We start from the raw sequence: 24,293 nt of genomic DNA, 5'->3' as shown, positions 1-24,293 counted from the left end.
CTGGAGTTCTTCTAATCGAAGGAGAGCAACTGGCGCAGTGTGCGGAAGGTTTCCTTTTGCACTCGATGGGTAACGGTACGGCCCGATTGTTGCTTGATTAAAAGACCGGATTCCCTCAACTTGCCGAGGTGATGAGATACCGTCGGTTGGCTAAGGCCGGAAAGCGCGGTCAACTCCGTAACACTCATCGGGCCGCAGCCCTCGTCGCACAATATGGATAGCAGGCGCAGGCGGGCTGGGTCAGCAAGTACTTTAAATTGCTGGGAAAAGCGGAGGGAGTCGCCCTGGCTGAGCGGGCCACTGCTCAGGGAACAGCACTGTGCATCCGGGGTGTTGTCGGCATTGCTAGGGGAGGAGTCCATGCACACAGTATAAGGAGCCTTCCTCCCACTCCGTTATATTGACGAGTATCAATATGGGTGATTAAAGTACTGATCGAAAGTTGAATTCCTCGTCGCACAAGGAGAGCCATGGCCGTTGCGCAACGCCCAAAGTTGTCATTTCTCGATAGATTCCTTCCCGTTTGGATCATCATGGCCATGGCTGTGGGGCTATTGATAGGCCACTTCCTGCCAGGCATTGGAGAAGCACTGTCTGCTCTAGAGGTTGGCGGTATTTCTCTTCCAATCGCGCTGGGCCTGCTAGTTATGATGTATCCGCCCCTGGCTAAAGTCCGCTATGAAAAGACCCGAGATATTGCTGCCGATGGCCGGTTGATGGTGGTATCGATTGTGTTGAACTGGCTGGTGGGGCCTGCATTGATGTTCACCCTGGCGTGGATATTTCTTGCCGATCAGCCGGAGCTGCGAACCGGCCTGATTATCGTTGGGCTAGCCCGTTGTATCGCAATGGTCCTTGTGTGGTCCGATCTCTCCTGCGCCGATCGGGAGGCCACCGCCGTTCTTGTCGCCATAAACTCTGTATTCCAGGTAGCCATGTTCGGTGTGCTGGGATGGTTCTATTTGCAGATTTTGCCAGGGTGGTTGGGGCTAGATACCACCTCTGCTGATTTCTCTTTCTGGTCCATCGTCACCGCGGTGCTCGTATTTTTGGGAGTCCCCCTGCTGCTCGGTGTGCTCTCACGGGTGTGGGGAGAAAAGATCAAAGGACGCGAATGGTTCGAAGACCGTTTTCTCCCGGCAGTCTCGCCTTTGGCGATGATTGGTTTGCTCTACACCATCGTGCTGCTGTTTTCACTGCAAGGCGAGCAGCTGGTAGCCCAGCCGACAGCCGTGGTGAGAGTGGCGATTCCGCTGGTTATTTACTTCGTTGGAATGTTTTTCCTTGCCTTGGGCGTAGCAAAAGCCGGGGGAATGAACTACGCACAGTCTGCTTCCGTGGCTTTTACCGCAGCCGGAAATAACTTCGAGCTAGCCATTGCAGTTTCCATCGGCACCTTTGGCGCCGCGTCAGCACAGGCCCTTGCCGGTACCATTGGGCCACTGATTGAAATCCCAGTACTCGTAGGACTTGTTTACGCGATGCTCTGGATAGGTCCGAAAATTTTCCCAGGAGACAAAAGCTTGCCAAATTAACGCCGGCCCACCTGATACAGACAGCGAACCCCAGTCGGCGTGATGGTGATGGTCCACTTTGCGGGCGCGGTGCGCAGTCCCATGCGGCTGAGCTTCACCAGGTCCGCCTTTGCTAAAGCATCGAGGTGCTCGGATAGAGGGTCGAGGTCTACCTTCATGAACTTCGAGAGGGCAGTGGAATTAATCGTGTTTCCCTGCACCGCGCCGGCGGCGACGAGGGCGGTGAGGATGTCCGAGTGGGCGTCGGCAAGCTGCAAGCGAGCCTCCGTAACCCCGTCGAGCGGGTCTTTTTCCAGGATCTTGTTAATGCGGCGCCGGCCGATGCGGAAGGACTGGGAAAACATGCCCCATATACCCAGCGGCAAACCAAAGGCCCACCACGCCCCGGACAGCATCCCGGCAACGGGCGGGGCCAGCTCTACCTCTGGAAGCAGGTCGGCCGCGCTCAGTGGCGCCATGACCAACGGCGCAGCGATCGGAATAAACGGGGCGATATAGGCAATCGTGGGATAGTCACCATCGCGGAATTCCTCTTGCGCAGCGTTGATGCCGCGCGGGTAATTGCGGATGAGGTGCACCAACCCCAGCACCGCAAAAATGGCAAAAACACCGGCGCCCATCAACATATAATCCACGCCCGTGTTGGCGAAGCCAATGGCAAAGCCGGCCGGCACGCCAAAGTAGAGCGCCGAGCGCACCGGGACTTCATTGCGCTGCCGATGCTGCGCCAGTTCGCGAGCGGGGATTCGTGTTAGTTCTGCCACCCCGCCAACATAACACCGCCTGCCAGCTTGCCCGCGGTTCTGTGACACAATGGGGGATAGCGCGTACGAGACGCGGCATAACTTCATATCCCACAAACTTTTTTAGCGCGCACTATGCCTCGTGCGGCGGCGGTACGGTCTTCGGCCGTGCCTGCGCCCGAGGCCGCGCCAAATACAGACGATGTACAGGAGTAAGCCCGAACATGGTGGCACAGAACTCTCAAGAAACAACTGAAAGCCTCAAGGCAGCGGCGTCTTTGGCCCAGAACCTGGACCGCAGCCAGCTCAAGGACAAGACCCGCGTGTATTCCCTGGCCAAGCAGCTGGGGCTTTCCTCGCGCGAGCTGGTGGCACAGCTTAAAGATATGGGCCTGAAAAAGAGCGCGCAGAGCTCCCTTTCCCGCGAGGAAGCAGGCCAGGTGCTGGACGCTGTAGCGAACGCCGCCGCGGTTGCCGACGCCCCCGCGAGCGACACCACCGAAGTACCGGCTGAAGAGTCCGAGGGCAAGGTCGCTGCGCAACCGGAAGAAAACGCGGACGAGGAACAGGAAAAGAAGCCAGCTAAGAAGCGTGCCAAGCGCGCCCGCAAGGCCACCCGTAAGTCCGCCGCTGTAGCGCCTGAAGAGCCGGCAGATGCCGCCGAGTCAGGGGAAGGGGAGCAGTCCGCGGAAGACGAAGAACACCTGCGCCACCGCGTGCGCAAGAACGTGGACAATGAGATCTCCCAGATCGAAGACAAGGTAGAGGCATCGCTGGCCCAGGCCGCAGCCGAAACTGGCGCAGCCGCCGAGGACGCCGAGCACGCTGAAGCGGTACAACCCGAAGCAGCAGTACCTGCGGATGAGGCGGACGAAGCACCGGCTAGCGCGCTCGATACCGGAACGGTTGATGCGGCGAAGTTGCACGAGGCGCTGGCCGAGGCCGGCGAGGACTTCGAGGATGACTACTACGCCCCGCACATCGTCCCGCGCGCTGAATCCGAGGAAGACTCCGGGCACTATGACTTTGCGCCGATCTTTATGGCCCCGCAGCAGGACGAGGCAGCGGCATTCGCACCGGCAGTAGATGCAGCAGAGGAGGACTTCACCACCGACGATGCCGCACGCGATGACAATGAGGACGCGGCGGATTCCGCCGACGAAAGCCGTGAGCGCTCCGGCTCCGGCTCCGACCGTGGTTCCGGAAAGTCTGAGGGCCGCCGCCGTGGGCGCCGCGGCGCATCCCGTGGACGCGGCGCGGGTTCGAAGCGTGAAGAGCAGGCACACGAGCCCGAGCACATTGAAGAGCCGAAGGCGATCCGCGGCTCCACGCGCATCGAGGCGCAGAAGCGCCGTCGTGCCGAGCTGCGCGAAAAAGGCCGCACCCGCCAGCACATCGTCTCCCAGGCGGAGTTCCTTGCCCGCCGCGAAGCCGTGGAGCGCACCATGGTGGTGCGCGATAAGGAGCGCGAGGACGGCGCCGGCATCATCACCCAGGTGGGCGTATTAGAAGATGACCTGTTGGTCGAGCACTTCGTGACCACCGAGTCCCAGGCCTCGCTCATTGGCAATATCTACTTGGGCCGCGTCCAAAATGTGCTGCCGTCCATGGAGGCGGCCTTCGTGGACATCGGACAGGGCCGAAACGGCGTGCTCTACGCCGGCGAAATCGACTGGCGCAAGACCAAGCTGCACGGGCGCGCCCGCAAGGTAGAAAACGCCCTGAAGTCTGGTGACCAGGTGCTGGTGCAGGTGGCTAAGGATCCCATCGGTCACAAGGGCGCGCGGCTTACCACCCAGATTTCCCTCGCTGGCCGCTACCTGGTCTACGTACCGGGTGGGCGCAGCGCCGGCATTTCCCGCAAGCTGCCCGCCCCAGAGCGCAAGCGCTTGAAGGATATCCTCGGCCGCGTAGTGCCGGGCGATGGCGGCGCCATCATCCGCACCGCCGCCGAAAACGTCCCAGAAGAGGCAATAGCTACCGACGTCAACCGCCTGCACAGCCGGTGGGAGGACATCGTGACACACGCTAAGAAGGAAAAATCCTCCAAGGGTGCCAAGCCGGTGACCATGTATGAAGAACCAAACATGCTCATCAAGGTGGTGCGCGATCTCTTCAACGAGGACTTCACCGAGCTCATCGTCGATGGCAAGCGTTCCTTCAATACCGTCCGCGCCTATGTAGATTCCATGGCGCCGGACCTTGCGGACCGCGTGGTGCGCTACCGTGCCAAGGACCACGGCGGGCAGGATGCCTTCGAGGCCTACCGCATTGATGAGCAGCTGCATAAGGCGCTCTCCCGCAAGGTATGGCTGCCCTCGGGCGGCACACTGGTTATTGACCGCACCGAGGCCATGACCGTCATTGACGTCAACACCGGCAAGTTCACCGGTTCCGGCGGCAACCTGGAAGAAACCGTTACCCGCAATAACCTCGAGGCGGCCGAAGAAATCGTGCGCCAGATGCGCCTGCGCGATCTTGGCGGCATGATCGTCGTGGACTTTATCGATATGGTCCTGCCAGAAAACCAGGATCTGGTGCTGCGCCGCCTGAAGGAAGCCTTGGGCCGCGATCGCACCCGCCACCAGGTCTCCGAGGTCACCTCGCTCGGTTTGGTACAGATGACCCGCAAGCGCCTGGGTACCGGCCTGGTGGAGACCTTCTCCACCGAGTGCGAATGCTGCAACGGTCGCGGCATTATCATTCACCAGTATCCGGTGGACGAGGCCGAGGACGATCAGCGCTCCAAGCATTCTGGCCGCAAGTCCAAGGCGCACAAGAAGCAGCACCACGATCCGCAGCAGCACCCGACTGCTGTGGCAATGCATAAGCACGAACTTGACGACGCCCCCGAAAACTCCTCCAAGCCTAAGCGCTTCAAGAAGACCCAGGCGCCGGTCTACGGCACCGAGAGCGAGGACGCCGCACGGGAATCTGCCAAGACGTCGTTGGAAGATCTCGTCGCAAACGTCGTTGTTGACGAGCGCGGTCCGGCTGAGTCCCACGCTGGATCGGAAGAGCAGAGTGGTGACCACGACCGCAACAAGGAGCGCGGACGCAGACGCGGTCGCCGCCGCGCGCGCAAGCGCACTCAGACTGAGGTATCCGATATCGAGGCCATCGCGTACGCCGCGGCGGATAATGCCGCCGAGAGCGATGAGGTGCAGGAATTTAATTCCTACGTCCCCGATGCGGATACGGACGCGGACTCGGGTGCCGTTGCTCAGGCACACCCTGGTGCAGGGGCCGGCTCCAAGCGCGGCAAAAAGCCGCGCCGGGCGACGCGCCGTTCGAAGGTAACCCGCGCGGCTACAGGCGGCGAGCAGAAGGCACCGGAGAAGGAAGTCGCTCCGGAGAAAATAGCTCCGGAGAAAGCGACTGGAAAGACCTATGACGAGGCAGTAGCCGAGTTTGAGGCTTCCCCGCGTCGCAAGCGCCGCACCCGCGGAAATTCGCGCTCCGATAGGCGCCCGCAGCCGCAGGATTTCGCGGCCGCCGGTGAGCAGGACTCTGCCGACGGCGACGGTAACGCTAGCGGCGCTGAATCCCAGCACGGACAGAAGACCTCGCGCGAAGAGCGCAAGGCTCGCGGGCGTGGCCGCCGTCGTTCAGTGCGCACCCAGTCGGCCAAGCGCCGGAGCACCTCGCGCGTGCCGCACGAGGTCAAGGAAAAGGCACAGGAGCACGGACACAAGCAGGCGGGCGGGTCCGCCGAGCAGCGCCATGAAAAGGCAGCTGGCGCCGCACGCGCGGAGCGTTCCGGTGGCAAGGGCCGTGGGCGTCGCCGTGCCGTGCGCCATGCCGCTCCTAAAAAGGCGGTAGCAGAGAATCCGAAGGTAACGAAGTCTACCCATGGTCGTTCGACGCAGGAGGATGGTTCGCCGGAGCGTTCTGGTGCTGGCCAGCGGGCGACAACGGGCGATACCAAGGTGCTGCGCCGCGGAAAGAAGAGGGCGGTGCGCAAGAAGGGGGCGTCGGCAAGCGCTAAGGCCTCAAAGGCGCAGCATAATGCAGTGCAGAAGCAGGCTTCCGCGAGCGGTGCGCACCAGGACAAGTCGCCCGCAAAGTCAGGGCGCGGCCGACGCCGCGTAGCACGGCGAAGCACGTCTTAGGGCTACGCCACGCGGGCACAAAAAGCGTGGTTTGTATTTTGTGCCCGCTACGGGGTAGTCTTTGACAGTCGCTGTTTAGTACTCACGGCGCTGGATCAGTCCGACACTCACTTAGTGAGCTGTGCGGGCATGTTCGCGCGGGAACTAAACGCAATGTGTAAGTGTCCATTCGGAACGCGGCCTACCCGGTTGCTTCCGAGCGAGTTTAGATAAGGGGTAACCCTCTATGTACGCGATCGTCAAGACCGGCGGCAAGCAGTACAAGGTTGCTGAAGGTGACCTCGTCAAGGTCGAGAAGATCGAGGGTGAGCCAGGCTCTGCCGTAGCTCTCACCCCGGTTCTGCTCGTCGATGGCGCCGATGTTAAGTCCAAGGCTTCCGACTTGGAGAAGGTTTCTGTCTCCGCAGAAATCGTTGAGCAGGGTAAGGGCCCGAAGGTCGATATCCTGAAGTACAAGAACAAGACTGGTTACAAGAAGCGTCAGGGTCACCGTCAGCCTGTGACCACCTTGAAGATCACCGGTATCAAGTAAGCCTTAACCGGCTGTAATTATCCCTAAAGGAGGGAAAACCACATGGCACATAAGAAGGGTGCTTCCAGCTCCAGCAACGGTCGCGATTCCGAGTCCAAGCGTCTCGGTGTCAAGCGCTTCGGTGGTCAGCAGGTTAATGCCGGCGAGATCATCGTGCGTCAGCGCGGCACCAAGTTCCACCCAGGTGAGAACGTAGGCCGCGGCGGCGACGATACCCTGTTCGCGCTTGCAGCTGGCTCCGTGGAGTTCGGTATCAAGCGTGGCCGTCGCATGGTCAACATTGTTCCGGCTGAAGAGGTTGCTGCAGAGGCAACTGCCTAACTAAGGCCGATGAGGTTAATCCTCGAGTCTGCCCCGGTGAGGGAGGCTCGAGGATTTTCTGGTTTTGTGCATACCGAAACGAGGCTCCATCCGGGTAATAGATACACCACGCTAGCGGACACAACCGATGGGATGGCCGACTAGGTAGGCGGATTCAATCCGGTTGCGGTTGGAGTCCAGCCCAAGACACGCATTACACTGGCGGGGACAAAGATTTAACTTACGGAGGGTTTGACCATGGCACGTTTTATTGACCGCGTTGTCCTGCACCTGCAAGCAGGCGACGGTGGACACGGCTGTGTGTCTGTCCACCGCGAGAAGTTTAAGCCCTTGGGCGGCCCAGATGGCGGCAATGGCGGCCACGGTGGCGATATTGTCCTCGAGGTCTCCGAGCAGATCCATACCCTGATGGACTTTCACTACCGTCCGCACATTAAGGCCCAGCGCGGCGGCAACGGTGCCGGCGATATGCGCAACGGCGCCCGCGGAGAGGATTTGATTCTCGAGGTGCCCGCCGGCACGGTAGTGCGCAATGAAAAGGGCGATACCCTGGCTGACCTGACGGTGCCTGGTACCCGCTTTGTTGCTGCGGAAGGCGGCTTCGGTGGCCTAGGCAACGCGGCGCTTGCCTCTAAGAACCGCAAGGCGCCCGGCTTTGCTTTGCAGGGCGAGCCGGGCCAAGCGCACGATCTAATCCTCGAGCTGAAGTCCATGGCGGACGTCGGGCTCGTGGGTTTCCCTTCGGCGGGTAAGTCTTCGTTGATTTCGGTTCTTTCTGCCGCGAAGCCAAAGATCGGTGATTATCCCTTTACCACGCTGCAGCCGAACCTTGGCGTGGTGGATATGGGAGATAGCTCCTTTACTATCGCGGACGTGCCCGGGCTTATCCCGGGCGCGGCCGATGGCAAGGGGCTCGGCCTAGACTTTTTGCGCCATATTGAACGCACGGCGGTGCTTGCCCATGTGGTGGATACCGCCACCATTGAGCCCGGCCGTGATCCGGTCTCTGATATTGAGGCGATGGAAAATGAGTTGGCAAAGTACCAGGAGGCTTTGCAGGAAGATACTGGTTTGGGGGATCTGCGTGAGCGCCCCCGCGTCATCATCTTGAATAAGGCAGATGTGCCTGAGGCCGAAGAGCTGGCGGAATTTGTCAAGGATGATCTGGAAGAGAAGTTTGGCTGGCCTGTCTTTATTATTTCGGCAGTCGCTCGCAAGGGTCTGGACCCGCTGAAGTTCCGGCTCATGGATATGGTGACCGAGCACCGCAAGGCCCAGCCGTTGCCAAAGAAGGATAAGAACCACACCGTTATCCATCCCAAGGCGCAGGGCCATAAGAAACATACCGGCGCGTTTGCTGATTTCACCGTGAAGCCCGATCCTGAGGTCGAGGGTGGCTTCATTGTTGAGGGCAAGAAGATTGATCGCTGGATTACCCAGACTGACTTTGAAAATGATGAGGCAGTGGGCTTCTTGGCGGACCGCTTGGCCAAGGCCGGCGTGGAGGATGAGCTGCGCGAGCAGGGCGCAGTGGAGGGCTGCCCGGTAACCATCGGTGGCATCACCTTCGAGTGGGAGCCGATGACCGGCGGTGATCCGACAATGGCAAGCCGTGGCGAGGACGCCCGCCTGAAGGGCACCGGCCGCGTTTCCGCCGCCGAGCGTAAGCGCGCTTCTCAGGCGCGCCGTGGTCTTATCGATGAGTATGATTACGGCACCGATGAAGAGGTCACCCGCGAGGGCGCTAACCGCGATAGGTGGCAGGGCTAAAGCCGCCCCGCCGCCGCGGGCCTTGTGCGCTGCGCCCCCAAAGTCGGGGTGCTGGGCTCGGAACCTTTGTAGACTATGAAATTATGTCTTCTGATCAACAGAATGAGCCCATCCTTCCGCTTCCGGTAGAGCCATTTGACGGTCCTACCGCTGATACCCCTTTCCCGGAACCGCTCGATGAAAATCCGGTGGCGTCCGGTTTTGAATCGGATCTCCGCCGCGACATCGCGCAGGCAAAGCGCGTAGTGGTCAAGATTGGTTCCTCTTCCCTCACGGATGAAAATTTCCGCGTTTCTCAAGAAAAAATCGATCACATCGTTGATGCCGTCCATGCGCGCATGGGCCGCTCCGATGTCATCATCGTCTCCTCCGGTGCGGTTGCCGCCGGTATGGGCCCGCTCGGCCTGCACCAGCGCCCCACCGATTTGGCTACCAAGCAGGCCTCCGCGTCCGTCGGCCAGGTGCACTTGGCCTCTGTGTGGGGCCAGTCCTTTGCGCGCTATAAGCGCACCATCGGCCAGGTTCTCCTCACCGCGTCCGATACCGGCCACCGCGACCGTGCCCGCAATGCGCAGCGCACCATCGATCGCCTGCGCCAGCTGCGCACCATCCCTATCGTGAACGAGAACGATGCGGTGGCGACCTCCGAGATGCACTTTGGCGATAACGACCGCCTCTCCGCGCTGGTGGCCAACCTGGTGGGCGCGGACGCGCTCTTCCTCTTCTCCGACGTGGATGGCCTCTACGATAAGAACCCGGCCGAGCCGGATGCCAAGTTCATCGATGAGGTGCGCACCGGCAAGGACTTGAAGGGCGTTGTTGCTGGCGATGGCGGCAAGGTCGGCACCGGCGGAATGGCCACCAAGGTCTCCGCGGCCCGCCTGGCTACCCGCGGCGGCATTCCAGTGCTGCTGACCTCTACGGACAATATTGGGCCCGCGCTTGCCGACGCCTCCGTGGGCACCGTCTTCCATACTCGCGAGGAACGCCAGCTGTCTGCCTGGAAGTTCTGGGCTCTCTACTGCGCCGATACCGGCGGAGCAGTCCGCCTCGATGAAGGCGCCAAGGAGGCCGTCACCAAGGGCGGCACCTCGCTGCTCGCCGTTGGTATTACCGATGTGCAAGGCGAGTTCAACAAGGGAGAAATCATCGACATCCTGGGCCCGAATGGTGAGGTCATCGGCCGCGGTGAAGTGCGCTTCGATTCCGAGGAGCTGCACGCCATTAAGGGCAAGAAGATGGAAGAGCTTCCTGAGGAGCAGCGCCGTTCCGTCGTCCACGCGGATTATCTCTCCAATTTCGCCTCCCGCATCTAAACCCGAGTCCGAGATTCCCCGTATGGTTGGGGCATGAAGTATTTCATGGGACCGGAAACCTGGCAGCCGATGGTAGAAGACATCGAGGCTGCCGGGCACCAACGCGTAAGCAGCATCGAGGACGCCGAGGTCTATATCAATAATGCGCCCAACCCGCGCCGCATCCCGGAGATGCCGGCGAATATCGGCTGGGTGCAGCATTGTTATACCGGCGTCAATCAGCTCATCGATGCAGGCGTCATTACCCCAGACGGCGTGCCATGGTGCAACTCCGCCGGCGCCTTTGCCCAGCCCGTGGCCGAGTCCGCACTCGGGTTAGCCCTTTCCCAGGCGCACCACCACAAGGCTTTCGCCCAAACTGCTACCTGGTCGGTGGCCAAGGAGCTGGATGAATCCCAGGCCTGGCTCTATAACCAGCAAGGACCGAAGAGGGTAGCGATCTTTGGCGCTGGGGGCATCGGCAAGCAGCTCATTAAGCTCCTGCAGCCCTTTGGCGTGCACATTACTGCGGTCAATCGCTCCGGCCGCGCGGTGGAAGGCGCCGATGAGGTCGTGCCCATGGATAAAGCCCAGCACGTGTGGAGCGAGGCGGATTTTATTTTCTGTATCCTCCCGGCGACCAAAGACACGGAGGGGCTTATCGATGCCGCCACTTTCCGCGCCATGAAGCCCTCCGCCATCTTCATCAACGTCGGCCGCGGCAGCACCGTAGTAACCGATGACCTCGTGGAAGCCTTGCGCAGCGGCGACATCGCCGGCGCCGGCTTGGAGGTTATGGATCCCGAGCCGCTGCCCGATGGCCATCCGCTTTATGATCTGCCCAATTGCACCATGACGCCGCACATGGCCGCCTCCGCGCACGTAGCTCAATATCACCTAGGCGCTATCTTCAACGCCAATGCTGCGGCGTGGGAGAGGGGAGAGGCCATGCCCACCCGCGTCGATGTGGAGGCCGGATACTAATGAAGTACGCGATGCTGCCCACCCCGTGGGAGGAAACCCTGCAGGCCCTCGATGCCGCCGGGCACGAACGCGCCCCACTGGAGGAGGCCGAAGCCCTCATCTTCAACGGTGGCCCGGATGATTTCCCACAGCCGCTGCCGCCAAGCGTGGGCCTAGTCCAAGTTCCGTTTGCTGGTGTGGACCACCTGCTCGACGTCATGCGAAATACCTCCGCCCGCTGGTCGAACGCAGCAGGGCTATATGATGCCACCGTGGCCGAGTCCACCATTGCGCTCCTGCTCGCCCAATTGCATGCGCACAAGCGCGTGGGAACGAGCTGGGATAACCGCGATGAGGTCGAGGCCCACACCAGCTTCCTTTTTGAGGATAAGACGGTGGCGGTGGTGGGTGCCGGGGGCATCGGAAAGCGGCTCATCCGCATGCTAGAAGGCTTCGGCCCACGCATCATTGCGGTCAATCGCTCCGGTAACCCGGTTGAAGGCGCCGATGAAACCTATTCCACCTCCGATATCGAGCGCGTGTGGCCGGCCGCCGACTATTTTGTGGCGCTCGCTCCGCTCACGGAACAGACCCGTCAGCTTTTTAACGCCGCCGCTTTCCGCTCCATGCCCAATCACGCCGTGGTCATTAACGTTGGGCGCGGCCCGCTAGTGGATACCGATGCGCTGGTCGACGCCCTGCGCGCCGGCCAGATCGCCGGAGCCGGCCTGGACGTCACCGACCCCGAGCCGCTGCCCGATGGGCACCCGCTGTGGGACATGCCCAACGTGGTCATTACCCCGCACCTTGCCAATCCGCCGTATTCGGTGCGCCGCCGCATCGGCGCGCATGCAGCAAAGGTCATGGAGCGCTTTGCCACCGGTGAGACAATCCCTACGGAAGTAGATACTGAAGTCGGCTACTGATGGATAGTCCCGGTAGCCGCGCTGATGATGGCCAGCTCAACCCCACCGCGGCTGAGGTCGCTGAAAAGCGCGTGGCCTTTCGTTAGGCTGGTATGGCATGAGCAACACTGAACGCGAAGAAGTTCTGTCCAAAGCCCGTGCTGCCAAGGATGTTGCGCCCGTCGTGGCGCAGCTGTCCACGCCGCGCAAGAACGAAATCTTGCAGCGCGCAGCCGAAAACCTTATCGCCCACACCGAGGATATCCTCGCCGCTAATAAGCAAGATATCGAAGCTGGCCGCGAGCGCGGCATGTCCGAGTCCCTCATTGACCGCCTATCCCTCGACGCCGCCCGCGTGGAGGGCATCGCTGGCGGCCTGCGCCAGGTTGCCGGCCTCCAGGACCCGGTAGGGGAGATCCTGCAGGGCCGCACCATGGACAACGGCATCCAGATGAAGCAGGTGCGCGTCCCGCTCGGCGTGATGGGCATGGTCTATGAGGCCCGCCCGAACGTCACCGTGGACGCCTTTGGTTTGGCCATCAAGTCCGGCAACGTGCCGCTGCTGCGCGGTTCCAAGTCTGCCCGCAACTCCAATGCCAAGCTGGTAGAAATCCTGCAGGATACCCTCGCCGAGTTCGATCTACCGCGTGAGGCCGTGCAGCTCCTGCCGTGCGAGACCCACGATTCCGTCCAGGACCTCATCACCGCTCGTGGCCTGGTGGACCTGGTCATTCCGCGCGGTGGTGCGAAGCTCATTGAAGCCGTGGTCACCGGCGCCACCGTCCCGGCCATCGAGACCGGCACCGGCAACTGCCACTTCTATGTGGATGCCTCCGCGGACCTGGACAAGGCTATCGACATGGTCATCAACGGCAAGACCCGCCGCACCTCCGTATGCAACTCCACGGAGTGCGTGCTTATCGACGCCGCCTTGGACGACTCCGCCAAGCTGCGCATCATCACCGCGCTGCAGGAGGCGGGCGTGACCATCCACGGCGACGTCGCTGAGCTCGAGGCCTTCGGCGTCAAGGATGCCGTGCAAGCCACCGATGAGGACTGGCGCGAGGAGTCGCTGTCCATGGATATCTGCGCCAAGGTGGTCGACGGCGTCGATGGTGCCATCGCCCACATCGCCGAGTTCACCACTGGCCACACCGAGGCCATCGCCGCGCAAGACGCCGACGTCCTAGTGAAGTTCGGCAACGAAGTGGATGCCGCGGCAGTCATGCTCAACGCCTCTACCGCCTTCACCGATGGCGAGGTCTACGGCATGGGTGCGGAAATCGGCATTTCCACCCAGAAGCTGCATGCCCGCGGCCCGATGGCGCTGCCGGAGCTGACCTCTACCAAGTGGATCCTGCAGGGTACCGGTCAGACCCGCCCCTAGTAGTGCGACTATAATCATCACCCATGACTAGCCCACAGCGCATCGGCATCATGGGTGGCACTTTTGATCCCATCCACAATGGCCACTTGGTAGCGGCCAGCGAGGCTGCCCACCGGTTTGCCCTCGATACCGTCGTCTTTGTTCCCACCGGCCAGCCGTGGCAAAAGTCCCACCGCGACGTCACGGCGGCCGAGCACCGCTATCTGATGACGATGGTGGCCACCGCATCCAACCCGCGCTTTACCGTCTCGCGCGTAGACATTGACCGCGAGGGGCCCACCTATACCATCGATACGCTGCGCGACCTGCGCGAACTCTTCCCGGAGGCGGAGTTTTATTTCATTACCGGTGCCGATTCGCTGGCATCCATCATGAGCTGGCATAACTGGGAAGAGATGCTGGAGATGGCGCACTTTGTGGGCGTTACCCGCCCCGGCTATGAGCTAAGCGCAGATATGCTGCCCGCCGATGCGCAGGAGGATATCGATCTCATCGACATTCCCGCGATGGCTATCTCTTCTACCGCTTGCCGCGAACGCGCCGCTCAAGGCCAGCCCGTGTGGTACCTAGTTCCGGATGGGGTGGTGCAGTACATCACCAAGAACAATCTCTACGGGCCTAACCCAGATAAGCCCCTGTAGAAACTTCCGCAGCCTTCCCCAGATTTTGGGCACGGGCCTGCTAAACGTGCAAGAATAGACTCTCAATAGAGATAGTTCATACCGAATATATTCAGACGCGAAAAGGGAATTTTTACACATTGTCTACTTCTAATCTCGCCCGCCGCATGGCAGAAACCGCGGCCCACGCCGCGCAAGAAAAACTGGCCACCAATATCGCGGCCATTGATGTCTCCGATGTCCTCGCCATTACCGAGGTCTTCGTACTCGCTTCTGCAGACAACGAGCGCCAGGTGGGCTCCATCGTGGATGAAGTCGAAGACGAAATGACCAAGCAGGGCTTCGAGCCGCAGCGCCGCGAAGGCAACCGAGAGAACCGTTGGGTGCTGCTGGATTATGGCAATATCGTCGTCCACGTCCAGCGCAATGACCAGCGCGAGTTCTACGGCCTAGACCGCCTGTACCACGATTGCCCAGCACTGGAGATCGAGGGCATCGAGGCCCCAGAGCGCCCGGGCGAATGGACCAATGGCGTCAACCCGCGCGAAGTTGATTCCATCGACGAGCTCCCACTGGCCGATAAGGTCCCTGGTGAGGACGAGGAGCTTTAAACCCGCATGAGCCGCCGCCTGATCCTGATCCGCCACGGACAAACTACCTATAACGCCACCGGCCGCATGCAGGGCCACTTGGATACCGAGCTGTCCGAGCTGGGCTATGAGCAGGCCCGCGCCGCCGCGCGCCTGCTGCAGGATCAGGGAGTGTCTAAAATTGTCGCCTCCGACCTCATCCGTGCGCGCGAAACCGCGCGCGTGGTCGCCGATGCCCTTGGCATGGATTTCACCACGGATGCCCGCCTGCGCGAGACCCACCTAGGCCGGTGGCAGGGCAGGACCTCCGCCGAGGTGGATGAGGAGTTTCCAGGCGCGCGCGCCATTTGGCGCCACGACCCCACTTGGGCGCCGCCGCAGGGCGAATCCCGCGTGGATGTGGCCGAGCGTGCCCGGCCCGTCGTCGATGAGCTCATGGCAGACTTCGCCGGCTGGGACCAGGGCCCCGTCCTCATCGTGGCCCATGGCGGCGCTATCTCGGCGCTGACCTGCCACCTGCTGGGCCTTGACCATGCACAGTACGGCATCCTTTCCGGATTGAAAAATACCCACTGGTCGCAGCTGACCGCCCGCCCTGATTTTAACCCGGACACGCCGCTGTCTTCGCTGGAGTTCACTCCAGATAATGTGGGCAGCGCCCAGTGGTATTTCGACGGCTGGAATATGGGCGGCGAGGTCACCGGGGACGGCGGGGCGGATATCTAGTGACGGTTCGCGTCATTACGGATTCCTCCGCGGGCCTGCCGCCGGAGCTGGCGGAGCAGCTATCCATCACGGTCGTTGACCTGCACCTTATGGAAAGCCACGGCAAAGATGGCCTGGAGCGTTCCACCTCGGGCTTGAGCGCGCTGGAGCTGGCCGCCGCCTACGGCCGCGAAATGGAGCGCGCCCAAGATGAGGGAGTGGTGGCCATTCACCTGTCCAAAGAGCTATCTTCCACTTATTCCGCCGCGGTATCGGCCTCCGGCGTCTTTCCGCACACGGTGCGGGTGATTGACTCCGGTTCGGCCGGTATGGCCATGGGCGCGGCCGCCATGTCCGCGGCTAAGCTCGCCTCCCGTGACGCCAGTTTGGACGAGTGCTACGCAGCGGCCATCGATACCCTTAAACGCGCGGCTACCTGGGTTTACCTGCATTCCACGGAGGATCTGCGCCGCTCTGGCCGCCTTTCCCCGGCCACGGCCGTGCTGTCTACGGCGCTTTTGGCCACCAAGCCGATTATGTCGATTACCCGCGGCAAGCTGGAGCTGGTGGGCAAGACCCGCACCCAGACCAAGGCTTTTACCAAGCTGGTGGACCTCATCGCCTCCCGCGCGGACGGTGAGCCGGCCTTCGTCGCCATTCAGCACAACCAGGCCGAAGATGCGGCTGCCAAGCTGGAGGCGCTCCTTGAAGCGGCGCTGCCGCAAGGTTCGTCCTTTATCTGCACTCCGCTTAACGACGTCCTCGCTGTCCACGCCGGACCCTCCGCCATTGGCGTCTCCGCCGTGTTTAGCTCCGAGCCGCCCGCGGAACCTGTGCATTCTCACACACGTGGTCGACCTCGCGCCTTCCCGCCGCGCCGATCTGTGGATAACTAGGCCCACCGCGCCGGGTTCGTTGACGCCCACAACAAGTTATCCACAGGCTACCTTCGCTCGACCTACCGCTAAATTGCGCCTGCGCTTAGCCTCAGCGCCATGGCGGCACCCAAGATCAGCGAACGACTCCGCGAATTTACCCAACCCACCGGCGAGGAAGAACTCCTCGCCGTCGATTACCCGCGCCCGCGACTGCGCATCAGCTCCTGGCAAGCCTGCGCCATGGCTGTCCTCCTTGTCATCGGCGTGGTGGTCTGGCTCGGCATCAATGCACGCTCGGACGAATCCTCCGGCATGCCCGAGCCCGCGGCATTAAGCGATGCCCCTAGCGAGGAGCCCAGCGAAATCATCGTCTCGGTCATCGGCGAAGTTGCAGAGCCCGGGCTGAAAACACTCGAGCCCGGCGCGCGTGTGGCCGATGCCCTCGACGCCGCCCAGCCGCTACCAGGCGCCGAGACTATGGCTCTCAACCATGCGCAGCAGCTTTCCGACGGCCAACAGCTCCACATCCTGCCCTCCGGCGCCGCTCCACCTCCCGCACCCGGCGAACCTGCCCCAGCCAGCGACAACTCCAGCAGCCCCGGCGGCAGCGCTAGCGGCAGCGGCGTGAGTCTCAATAGCGCCACCGCCGAGGAGCTCACCGAACTCAAGGGCGTCGGCGAGGTGACCGCGCAGGCCATTGTGGCCTACCGCGAGGAGCACGGCGGCTTCAAGGACGTGGAAGAGCTCCTCGAAGTCTCCGGCATCGGCCCGGCGAAGCTGGAACAGCTCAAAGACCAAGTCCAGCTCTAGTTCGTATTCGAGCGTGCGATGCGAGAACTGCGGCTCGTTCCCGGCGCGGCTACCGCCTGGCTGGCCGTCATCGCCGTACTGCTTGCCGGCCGCGGCTGGGCTATCGCACTCATCGCGGTCGTCGTCGCGCTGTGCCTCGTTGCCCGTCAGTGGGGCCAAGCGCTCTTTTGCGGGGCGGTTGCTGGGGGTGCGGCGTTCGTCGCCGCGGTGCGCCAGGCTCGTGCTGCCGCCTTCGACCTCGGCACCGAAGTCACCGGGCGCCTTGTCACTGCACCGACGCAGACGAGTACGGGTGGCTGGCTGCTCAAGCTCAAGGTTCCGGGATACCCGACCCAGCTGCCGGTCTTTAGCCCGGAACCGGTCCCGGCGGCTGCTGGCGCCGAGCTTACGGTCGGGGTGAGGGTAGGGGAGTCGGATAGGGCGGGCGTCGGAAAGCTCAGCGCCAATGCCACCGAGGTGCAGGTGACCGCCGAGCCCGAAGGCCTGGACGGCTGGGCGGCCAGCGTGGCCGAGAATTTCCGCGCGCTGGTCCTTGATACCGTCGGGCCCTCCAGCCAAGGCCTGATTCCCGGCATGGTGCTCGGCGATACTGCGCTGCAAGATACCGCCGAACGCGACTTGTATATTGCCACCGGGCTCTCGCACTTGAGCGCTGTATCTGGCGCCAATGTGGCCATCGTCTGCTCCGCCGCGGCCGTGGTCTGCGCCGCCTTCGCGCTCGGTCCCCGCACCCGCGTGGCCGCCTCCCTGTGCGCCCTTGCTACCTATGTTCTGCTTGTGGGCTTCGAGCCCTCCGTCCAACGCGCGGCCGTCGCCGGGGTAGTAGGCCTGCTTGCCGTGCTCAATTCCACGCGCATGGAGCCCATCCATGCGCTCAGCCTCGGCATCATCGCGCTGCTCTTTGTGGATTCCGACCTCGCCGTGCACTTTGGTTTTGCCCTATCGTGCGCCGCGACGCTCGGCATCGTGGCGCTGAGTCCGCTCATCTACAAGCACTTGGCCGTGACCGGCTGGCCCGCCATCTTCCTGCGCGTGGTCGCCGTGGCCATCGCCGCTGATATCGTCACCCTTCCGCTGGTGGCACTCATGTCTGGTGAGGTCTCCGTGGTCTCCGTGCTGGCCAATATCCTCGTCGAGCCTGCCACCGTGCCGATTACCATCGTGGGGCTCATCGCCACCATCTTTGCCCAGCTCGGCCCGCTGGACGTGCTGGGCGCCGGCTTGCTCCGCCTGATTGAGCCCTTCTCGTGGTGGATTAATACCATCGCCCACGGCGTGGCCCACCTGCCCGTGGTCACCATCCCCGCCACCCCGCTTTTTACGCTGCTTGCCTACGCCTGGATTATCGCCGGCCTCCTCTATCACCGCCCGTGGCTCACCCTGGTGCTGACGCTGGCGGGCATCGCCTGGCTCGGCCTGGCCGCAGGCTAGAATGGCGGGCATGCCTCCAGTACACCTCATCCTCGGCGACGATGAATTCCTCACCGAACGCGCCCGCCTGCACATCCAGCGCGCCGCGGCCGAGGAGAGCGGACCCACCGGTGCCCGCCCCGAGCTGACGAAGCTAAAAGCCTCCGAGGTCTCTGAGGGCGAAATCCTGGAGGCCACCAGCCCGTCGCTGTTTGGCGATAACCGCGTCATCGTCATCAGCGACTGCGAGCGCGCCGGCAAAGAAGTAGTCGATATCATCTTGCGCGCCTGCGCCAATCCCGCGCCGGGCATGACCATGGTCATCATCTACTCCGTGACGGCCAAGACGCTGAAGAAAAAGAAGAAACAGCCCGAGCTCGTGGCCAAGCTGCGCAAGATTGCGGAGGTCCACGAGGTCTTTTCGCTCTACCCCAATGAGCTGGGCCAATGGGCCACCCGCGAATTTTCCAGCCACGGCGTGCGCCCCACCCCGGACGTTATCCACGCCGTGCTCGAGGGAGTGGGCTCTGACCTGCGCGAGCTGGCCTCGGCCATCTCCCAGCTGGTCTCCGATACCGGCGGCAATGTCACCCGCGAGGCGGTGCAAAACTACTACGTCGGCGTGGCCGAGGTGGCCAACTGGGACATTGCCGACGCCGCCGTCGCCGGCCGCGTCGAAGCCGCCGTATCCACCTGCCGCCGCGCCCTCCAACTGGGCGCGAGCCCCGTAGCGATTGCCGCCGCGCTAGCCAATAAGGTCGGCGCCGTCGCCCGCCTCTACTCCGCGCGCGGGGACCAATACTCGCTGGCGAGCCAAACCGGCCTAGCACCCTACGTGGTCAAAATGACCCAGCCGGTGGCCCGCCGCTGGTCCGCCGATAATGTCACCAAGGCTGTCATCCTCGTCTCAGAGCTCGATGCCGCCGTCAAAGGCCAAGGCGGTGAGCCCGAATTCGCCATAGAAGCGGCCGTCAAACGCGTCGCGGAACTGGCGCGATAAGCTAGAAACCATGTCTGAGACGCAAGTGCAAGAATTCGCCGGTCGGCTCTTTGACATGGCGCGCGAGGGCAACCTGGACCTCCTCGCCTATATCGACCACGGCGTGAATATCGACCTCGTCAACCACGAAGGCCAGTCCTTTATCATGCTCGCCGCCTATCATGGCCACGCCGAGCTAGTTGCCGCACTTGCCCGCGCCGGCGCGGACGTCAACCTGCTCAATGATCGCGGCCAGTCCCCGCTGGCCGGCGCCATCTTCAAGAAGGAAGACGCGGTTATCGACGCCCTCCTTTCCGCCCACGCCGACCCCACCGCCGGCCAGCCTTCCGCGCTGGATTCCGCCCGCCTGTTCGGCCGCGAGGACCTCATCCCGCGCCTCGAAAGCGAGGCGGGGGAGTGACCTGGACATCCTTTTTCACCCTCTTGTTGATGAACCTGGTGGGCGTCGCCTCGCCGGGACCGGACATCATTTTGGTGACCCGCTACGCCACCCGCTCGCGCCGCCATGCCATTGCGGCGGCCGCCGGCATTCAGATCGGCGTGCTCTTTTGGTGCGCCGCCACCGTTTTCGGCGCCGCCGCGCTGCTGACGGCCTTCCCGGAAATCCTCGGCGCGGTCCAAGCCGTCGGCGGCTGCTTCCTGGTATTTATGGGTTCGCGCGCGCTGCGCAGCGGCATCGCCCAGCGCGCCAACCCGCCCGTGGACTTAGAAGACGCCGCCGCCCAGCTCGGCCGCCTGCGCACCGCCTTCAAGGTCGGCCTGGCCACGAATATGTCCAACCCGAAAATCGTGCTTTTCCTTGCCGCGATGATCGCCCCGCTGCTTCCCGCCAGCCCACCCGTCTGGCTGGCGATTGCGCTGACACTCTCGCTTTCGCTGTCGGCCTTCCTCTTCTTCCTCGTCGTCGCCACGGTAATTTCCACCAATGCCGTGCGCCGCAAGCTCATCGCCGCCGGCCCGTGGATCGACATCGGCTCTGGCCTCTTCTTTATCATCGCCGGCATCGTCCTTATCATCTCCGGCGGGCAGAACCTGCTGGCTTAAAACAGGCGCGGCGTGCCCTCGGCCACCGTGTCCAGCACCCACTGGGTCCAGCGGGCGACGGTGGAGGCGCGCCGCCGGGACGTCGCCAAGCTGAGCCCCAGCCCCTCCATGGCCGCACAAATCTCCGCGGTGCTAGCCACCGCGCCGCGGGCCAGGCTGAGCTCTAGGACTTCGCGGAAAACCCGCCGCGCCGCCAGCGCCCGTATGAGCGCCGCATTCCGGGCATCGCGCTGCGGCTGCTCGATAACCCGCCGTCCGTGCTCCGTCGGCTCCCACGTGTCCTCCACCGGCTCCGCCAGGCCCAAGTAGCGCGCGGCGTTGGCATAATAATCCGCCTGCCGCGGGTCGAAGTCATAGCGGTGGGTAATCTCCGCCTTGCTTAGCGGCTGCAGCGCCATGAGCTCGAGCAGGTTGACCACCCGCTCGAAGCTATTAGCCTGTGGGAAGGGCACGGCCGGCTCGGGTTCGGGCTCTACCGCCCGCACAATGTCGAGCGCCGCCTGCGCGTCCAAATGCGAGGCCGACAGCGCGTAGCGGGCGCTATCGACCAGCGCAATGCTGCGAAAATCCGCCGGATCCCGAAACTCATAGCGGTACAGGTGGAAAATGCCATTGGAATACACCAGGTAAACCGGCACCACATCCTTGGCCAAACGCTGCTGGAAACGGCGATACGGAAAATACAGCTGCCGAATATTGAAATCATCCGAAAGGTGGTTCTTCGCCTCCACCAGCACCAGGTGCTCGAGCGATTCAAAGCCGCCGTCGATTTCCATCTGCGCGCGGTCCACTGCCACATCTACACCCAAGTCCGGCAGCCGCACCTTAAGCCCGCGCGTGGACATGCGCCCGGCCACCGTCGCCTGCAGCGGCCCGCACCCCAAAAAATTTTCCAGCATCCCGCTTGCCGACGCCCCATTTAACGCCACCGCCTCCGAGCTCACCCCCTCCAACGAGAAGGTGTCCAGACCCGCCGGCAACTCCAGTGTGCGTACCTCGCCACGCTGCGTTTCTGGAAATCGTTCGTAGAGGTTGAACCGGCCCACCAGATATTCGCTGCGGCTGACCGGTACGATTCCCAGCTGGAGGCGCTGAAAAATCCACGGCCGGGAGGTGGAAAAATCATGCTTGGCCATCAGCCGTGGCTGCCGGCCCGACAGCCGTTCTAGCTCCCGCGCGCCGATATAGAAATACCCGCGCCGCTCCAGCTCCGCGTCGTATCCCGCCGCCAGGATGCGCAGCCACCCCCAGTCATTGACGCCGAGCTTCACCGACTCCGGCACACCAAAGCGCGCCCGCAGCTCCGGCGCTTCCGGCCCGCTAGTCACCGCGGACCTCGTAATTGCGCACCAGGACCTCGTCGACTTTGCCGCGTTTCGAACCAACGGAGTTAATCGCCCGCGTTGCCCCCACGATTCCTACTTCATAGTCCGCATAAAGCTCGCGGATGAACTCGGTGGCCGAATTAGACAACAGGAACTTCACCCCGCGCCTATCCAAGTCATCGCAGACCTCTTTGAGGCGCTGTTGTTCCGCACGGTCAAAGCCGCCCTTTTGGTAGCCGGTAAAGGAGCTAGTCACGTTCACCGGGTCATAAGGAGGGTCGAAGTACACAAAGTCCCCCTCGCGTGCCTGTGCTACCGCCGCGGCGAAATCGCCCTGCGAGAAGGCCACATCATTCTCCGCAAAATAGTGGTGCACCGCGCGCAGAGTGTCTTCATCGCAGATAGTGGGATTCTTATAACGCCCAAACGGGGCATTAAATTGGCCGGCCGCGTTCACGCGGTACAGGCCGTTATAGCAGGTGCGATTCAGATACAACGTTCGTGCCGCGCGCTCGACGGGGGAGAGGGCGGCAAACTCGTGGGCATCCCGGTCCACTGCGCGCAGCGCATAGAAAAACTCTGCCTCATTGGGGTAGCCCGCGAGCTCCTCAATGAGCTCATCGACCCCGCCGCGCACCACCTCATACAGGTTAATGAGCTCACTATTGAGATCGTTGACCCGTGCGCTGGCCGGTTCGAGAGAGAAAAGCACCGCGCCGCCACCGATGAAGGGTTCATAGAAACGCCGCGGGGTATCCGCTGGCAGGGCGGCGTGGATATGCGGCAAGAGCTGGCGCTTCCCGCCCGCCCATTTCACCAGTGGCTTAACGTTTTTCATCGTTGACTCATCTTAGCCGCCCCATCGGACATGAGCACCATCGGGCTTTCGAACGTGCGAGCGGATAAATCGAGTGCGCGGCCGGGTGAGCTTAGCGCCTTGGTTGTCTAACGTCACAGTTTTTCCGAAAGGTGCCATGACGGGCGCAAACGCGCAGCCGTGCCGGCGGGGGATCCTCATGGCGCGTATGGTGGTTTCCCTGACCGAATATAAGGTAATAAAATCGCCCCAAAATCCCTTAGTTTGTAGACAAAATAGAATTTCCTCACATTTTCTTAGGGAGAAAGAAAAGTTACTGAAGCTTGAAGAGCGTCGGGACAGAAAGGGGCATTTATGCCGCGTATATCAAAAATCCGAGTCGCTGCGCTCAACCTCGTCATCGAGAACGGTTATGACGGGTTCACCATGGAGGAGCTCGCTCACGAAGTGGGCGTTTCCCGCCGTACGCTTTTTAACTACATAAAAGACAAAGAATCGGCAGTTTTAGGCCCCGAAATGTCGGAGGAAGTGGAGAACCAATTCCAAAATTTCGCCGCAGGATTGCCCACCGGAAGCCTGCGCGAAGATTCCAAAATCATGGCTATGACCGTATTCAATCGTGCCGTAGGCGATGAGTTCTTCCCCGAAATCTCCCAGCTCACGGCCCAGGCGTTGGCTAAGGATACGAAGCTGCGCGCTCTGTACTGCCAGCGCAATAGCCGCATAATTCAGCGCGTCCGCCAGGCGGTGCAGGCCCGCGAAGGTTGGAAGTCCTCCGACCCGCGTCTCACGCCGACCGTCAATATCATCCACACCCAGTTCCTGACCGCCTTCGAGACTTTCGTGGAAACCCGTGGCGGAACTTCGCTTGCCGACGCCTTCCGTAGCGCCGGCGCCATCTTCGAAGACTACTTCAACGACGATCTGGCCTAAGCGCCCCGCCTAAGTCTCACCGGCCCTGCCTGCCGGTTCCGCCGCCCGGCGGATTCTAGTGGTCGTGGAAACACTTCTTATGTTTCGGTTGAGTTTATCAGTGCGGCCATTTTCTCGGCTGGTGTTTGAAAGCCCAGGGTTTTGCGGGGGCGGCGGTTGAGTTGCATGGCGACGAATTCTAGGTCCGCTGCACTATGGACGCTTAGGTCTGTGCCTTTAGGGAAGTACTGCCTTAGTAGTCCATTGGTGTTTTCATTGGTGCCTCGCTGCCACGGTGAACCAGGATCGCAGAAGAACACGGGACAATTTGTAGCTACAGAAAAGGCCTTATGGCAGGCCATTTCACTTCCCTGATCCCAGGTAAGTGATCCTTTGAGATGATCTGGCAAGGTAGCAATCGCTTTAGTAAGTGCTTCATTTACTTCGGTAGCACTATGCCCATTAGGTAAATGCAGCAAGATGACATAGCGCGTGGTTCGCTCTACTAGCGTGCCAATTGCAGACTTATTACCCGCGCCTAAAATGAGGTCGCCTTCCCAATGACCTGGTACTGCTCGGTCATCTACTTCTGCTGGCCGGTCGGAAATCATCACCATAG

24 protein-coding genes are annotated in these 24,293 nt (G+C 62.0%); 19 read left to right on the top strand and 5 right to left on the bottom strand.

Going from position 1 to position 24,293, the window contains the following annotated elements:
* Positions 1-11 precede the first annotated feature (11 nt).
* Positions 12-362 carry a metalloregulator ArsR/SmtB family transcription factor gene (locus QP324_RS06405; protein ID WP_284815151.1) on the bottom strand — a complete coding sequence of 117 codons (351 nt, stop codon included), beginning with the start codon at positions 360-362 and terminating at the stop codon, positions 12-14.
* A 108-nt stretch (positions 363-470) separates the two neighbouring features.
* Between QP324_RS06405 and arsB the strand changes: the two genes are divergently transcribed.
* Complete coding sequence (arsB, locus tag QP324_RS06400; protein WP_284815150.1) at positions 471-1,535, top strand: ACR3 family arsenite efflux transporter; 1,065 nt, start codon at positions 471-473, stop codon at positions 1,533-1,535.
* On the opposite strand, the gene QP324_RS06395 is transcribed toward arsB, so the two are convergent.
* Positions 1,532-2,299 (bottom strand): hypothetical protein, encoded by a 768-nt coding sequence (locus QP324_RS06395; RefSeq protein ID WP_284815148.1) that lies wholly within the window; start codon positions 2,297-2,299, stop codon positions 1,532-1,534. The two genes, arsB and QP324_RS06395, sit on opposite strands and share 4 nt — an antisense overlap.
* Positions 2,300-2,502: 203 nt before the next feature.
* Between QP324_RS06395 and QP324_RS06390 the strand changes: the two genes are divergently transcribed.
* The 17 genes from QP324_RS06390 (at position 2,503) to QP324_RS06310 (ending at position 20,620) form a co-directional block, all read left to right on the top strand.
* Positions 2,503-6,390: a translation initiation factor IF-2 N-terminal domain-containing protein gene (locus QP324_RS06390; protein ID WP_284815146.1), complete on the top strand. Its 3,888-nt coding sequence runs from the start codon at positions 2,503-2,505 to the stop codon at positions 6,388-6,390.
* Positions 6,391-6,616: 226 nt separating this feature from the next.
* Positions 6,617-6,922 carry a 50S ribosomal protein L21 gene (gene rplU, locus QP324_RS06385; protein WP_005324077.1) on the top strand — a complete coding sequence of 102 codons (306 nt, stop codon included), beginning with the start codon at positions 6,617-6,619 and terminating at the stop codon, positions 6,920-6,922.
* Between the two features lie 42 nt (positions 6,923-6,964).
* Positions 6,965-7,243: a 50S ribosomal protein L27 gene (gene rpmA / locus QP324_RS06380; RefSeq protein WP_005324079.1), complete on the top strand. Its 279-nt coding sequence runs from the start codon at positions 6,965-6,967 to the stop codon at positions 7,241-7,243.
* A gap of 237 nt (positions 7,244-7,480) precedes the next feature.
* Positions 7,481-9,013 (top strand): GTPase ObgE, encoded by a 1,533-nt coding sequence (obgE, locus tag QP324_RS06375; RefSeq protein WP_239273958.1) that lies wholly within the window; start codon positions 7,481-7,483, stop codon positions 9,011-9,013.
* An 83-nt stretch (positions 9,014-9,096) separates the two neighbouring features.
* A complete protein-coding gene (gene proB, locus QP324_RS06370) occupies positions 9,097-10,329 on the top strand; it encodes a glutamate 5-kinase (protein ID WP_284815143.1) in 1,233 nt (410 codons plus the stop codon).
* A gap of 33 nt (positions 10,330-10,362) precedes the next feature.
* The gene (locus tag QP324_RS06365) at positions 10,363-11,292 is read left to right on the top strand and encodes a D-isomer specific 2-hydroxyacid dehydrogenase family protein (protein WP_284815141.1); all 930 of its coding nucleotides are present in this window, start codon (positions 10,363-10,365) and stop codon (positions 11,290-11,292) included.
* The gene (locus tag QP324_RS06360; RefSeq protein WP_284815139.1) at positions 11,292-12,197 is read left to right on the top strand and encodes a D-isomer specific 2-hydroxyacid dehydrogenase family protein; all 906 of its coding nucleotides are present in this window, start codon (positions 11,292-11,294) and stop codon (positions 12,195-12,197) included. Before QP324_RS06365 ends, QP324_RS06360 begins: the two co-directional genes overlap by 1 nt.
* Before the next feature lie 97 nt (positions 12,198-12,294).
* Entirely contained in the window at positions 12,295-13,563 is a 1,269-nt protein-coding gene (locus QP324_RS06355; protein WP_284768938.1) for a glutamate-5-semialdehyde dehydrogenase, read from the top strand.
* 23 nt (positions 13,564-13,586) lie between these two features.
* The gene (gene nadD, locus QP324_RS06350; protein WP_269953599.1) at positions 13,587-14,204 is read left to right on the top strand and encodes a nicotinate-nucleotide adenylyltransferase; all 618 of its coding nucleotides are present in this window, start codon (positions 13,587-13,589) and stop codon (positions 14,202-14,204) included.
* Between the two features lie 119 nt (positions 14,205-14,323).
* Complete coding sequence (rsfS, locus tag QP324_RS06345; RefSeq protein WP_284815137.1) at positions 14,324-14,794, top strand: ribosome silencing factor; 471 nt, start codon at positions 14,324-14,326, stop codon at positions 14,792-14,794.
* Between the two features lie 6 nt (positions 14,795-14,800).
* Complete coding sequence (locus tag QP324_RS06340; RefSeq protein ID WP_284815135.1) at positions 14,801-15,499, top strand: histidine phosphatase family protein; 699 nt, start codon at positions 14,801-14,803, stop codon at positions 15,497-15,499.
* The gene (locus QP324_RS06335; protein ID WP_284815133.1) at positions 15,499-16,374 is read left to right on the top strand and encodes a DegV family protein; all 876 of its coding nucleotides are present in this window, start codon (positions 15,499-15,501) and stop codon (positions 16,372-16,374) included. The genes QP324_RS06340 and QP324_RS06335 overlap by 1 nt, the downstream gene beginning before the upstream one ends.
* A 99-nt stretch (positions 16,375-16,473) precedes the next feature.
* Positions 16,474-17,166, top strand: coding sequence for a ComEA family DNA-binding protein (locus QP324_RS06330; protein ID WP_284815130.1), 693 nt, complete (start codon positions 16,474-16,476; stop codon positions 17,164-17,166).
* 18 nt (positions 17,167-17,184) lie between these two features.
* On the top strand, positions 17,185-18,597 hold the full coding sequence (locus tag QP324_RS06325) for a ComEC/Rec2 family competence protein (protein ID WP_284815128.1): 1,413 nt from the start codon (positions 17,185-17,187) through the stop codon (positions 18,595-18,597).
* A 1-nt stretch (position 18,598) separates the two neighbouring features.
* Positions 18,599-19,576 carry a DNA polymerase III subunit delta gene (holA, locus tag QP324_RS06320; protein WP_239273947.1) on the top strand — a complete coding sequence of 326 codons (978 nt, stop codon included), beginning with the start codon at positions 18,599-18,601 and terminating at the stop codon, positions 19,574-19,576.
* Positions 19,577-19,586: 10 nt separating this feature from the next.
* Complete coding sequence (locus QP324_RS06315) at positions 19,587-19,976, top strand: ankyrin repeat domain-containing protein (RefSeq protein ID WP_239273946.1); 390 nt, start codon at positions 19,587-19,589, stop codon at positions 19,974-19,976.
* Positions 19,973-20,620 carry a LysE family translocator gene (locus QP324_RS06310; RefSeq protein ID WP_284815125.1) on the top strand — a complete coding sequence of 216 codons (648 nt, stop codon included), beginning with the start codon at positions 19,973-19,975 and terminating at the stop codon, positions 20,618-20,620. The genes QP324_RS06315 and QP324_RS06310 overlap by 4 nt, the downstream gene beginning before the upstream one ends.
* On the opposite strand, the gene QP324_RS06305 is transcribed toward QP324_RS06310, so the two are convergent.
* Together QP324_RS06305 and QP324_RS06300 are read right to left on the bottom strand one after the other, a co-directional pair.
* A complete protein-coding gene (locus tag QP324_RS06305; protein ID WP_284815123.1) occupies positions 20,617-21,948 on the bottom strand; it encodes a hypothetical protein in 1,332 nt (443 codons plus the stop codon). The two genes, QP324_RS06310 and QP324_RS06305, sit on opposite strands and share 4 nt — an antisense overlap.
* Positions 21,941-22,783, bottom strand: a complete 843-nt coding sequence (locus QP324_RS06300) for a DNA adenine methylase (RefSeq protein ID WP_284815121.1) — start codon at positions 22,781-22,783, stop codon at positions 21,941-21,943. The genes QP324_RS06305 and QP324_RS06300 overlap by 8 nt, the downstream gene beginning before the upstream one ends.
* Before the next feature lie 333 nt (positions 22,784-23,116).
* Here QP324_RS06300 and QP324_RS06295 point away from each other — a divergent pair, with 333 nt between their 5' ends.
* Entirely contained in the window at positions 23,117-23,695 is a 579-nt protein-coding gene (locus QP324_RS06295) for a TetR/AcrR family transcriptional regulator (protein ID WP_225746569.1), read from the top strand.
* Between the two features lie 77 nt (positions 23,696-23,772).
* Here QP324_RS06295 and QP324_RS06290 read toward each other — a convergent pair.
* Positions 23,773-24,293 (bottom strand): IS30 family transposase (locus tag QP324_RS06290; protein WP_284815119.1); only part of this gene is annotated, 521 nt, incomplete at its 5' end.

The organism is Corynebacterium sp. UMB0012 (genome assembly GCF_030216265.1).
Classification (GTDB): domain Bacteria; phylum Actinomycetota; class Actinomycetes; order Mycobacteriales; family Mycobacteriaceae; genus Corynebacterium.
Note: the sequence above shows the minus strand (reverse complement) of the source record. Positions and strands in the feature narration are given on the sequence as shown.

Excerpts from the sequence above, each read along its gene's own strand:
- QP324_RS06405 (WP_284815151.1), bottom strand. The coding sequence starts at position 362 with ATGGACTCCTCCCCTAGCAATGCCGACAACACCCCGGATGCACAGTGC.
- arsB (WP_284815150.1), top strand. The coding sequence starts at position 471 with ATGGCCGTTGCGCAACGCCCAAAGTTGTCATTTCTCGATAGATTCCTT.
- QP324_RS06390 (WP_284815146.1), top strand. The coding sequence starts at position 2,503 with ATGGTGGCACAGAACTCTCAAGAAACAACTGAAAGCCTCAAGGCAGCG.
- rplU (WP_005324077.1), top strand. The coding sequence starts at position 6,617 with ATGTACGCGATCGTCAAGACCGGCGGCAAGCAGTACAAGGTTGCTGAA.
- rpmA (WP_005324079.1), top strand. The coding sequence starts at position 6,965 with ATGGCACATAAGAAGGGTGCTTCCAGCTCCAGCAACGGTCGCGATTCC.
- obgE (WP_239273958.1), top strand. The coding sequence starts at position 7,481 with ATGGCACGTTTTATTGACCGCGTTGTCCTGCACCTGCAAGCAGGCGAC.
- proB (WP_284815143.1), top strand. The coding sequence starts at position 9,097 with ATGTCTTCTGATCAACAGAATGAGCCCATCCTTCCGCTTCCGGTAGAG.
- QP324_RS06365 (WP_284815141.1), top strand. The coding sequence starts at position 10,363 with ATGAAGTATTTCATGGGACCGGAAACCTGGCAGCCGATGGTAGAAGAC.
- QP324_RS06360 (WP_284815139.1), top strand. The coding sequence starts at position 11,292 with ATGAAGTACGCGATGCTGCCCACCCCGTGGGAGGAAACCCTGCAGGCC.
- QP324_RS06355 (WP_284768938.1), top strand. The coding sequence starts at position 12,295 with ATGAGCAACACTGAACGCGAAGAAGTTCTGTCCAAAGCCCGTGCTGCC.
- nadD (WP_269953599.1), top strand. The coding sequence starts at position 13,587 with ATGACTAGCCCACAGCGCATCGGCATCATGGGTGGCACTTTTGATCCC.
- QP324_RS06340 (WP_284815135.1), top strand. The coding sequence starts at position 14,801 with ATGAGCCGCCGCCTGATCCTGATCCGCCACGGACAAACTACCTATAAC.
- QP324_RS06330 (WP_284815130.1), top strand. The coding sequence starts at position 16,474 with ATGGCGGCACCCAAGATCAGCGAACGACTCCGCGAATTTACCCAACCC.
- QP324_RS06325 (WP_284815128.1), top strand. The coding sequence starts at position 17,185 with ATGCGAGAACTGCGGCTCGTTCCCGGCGCGGCTACCGCCTGGCTGGCC.
- holA (WP_239273947.1), top strand. The coding sequence starts at position 18,599 with ATGGCGGGCATGCCTCCAGTACACCTCATCCTCGGCGACGATGAATTC.
- QP324_RS06315 (WP_239273946.1), top strand. The coding sequence starts at position 19,587 with ATGTCTGAGACGCAAGTGCAAGAATTCGCCGGTCGGCTCTTTGACATG.
- QP324_RS06300 (WP_284815121.1), bottom strand. The coding sequence starts at position 22,783 with ATGAAAAACGTTAAGCCACTGGTGAAATGGGCGGGCGGGAAGCGCCAG.
- QP324_RS06295 (WP_225746569.1), top strand. The coding sequence starts at position 23,117 with ATGCCGCGTATATCAAAAATCCGAGTCGCTGCGCTCAACCTCGTCATC.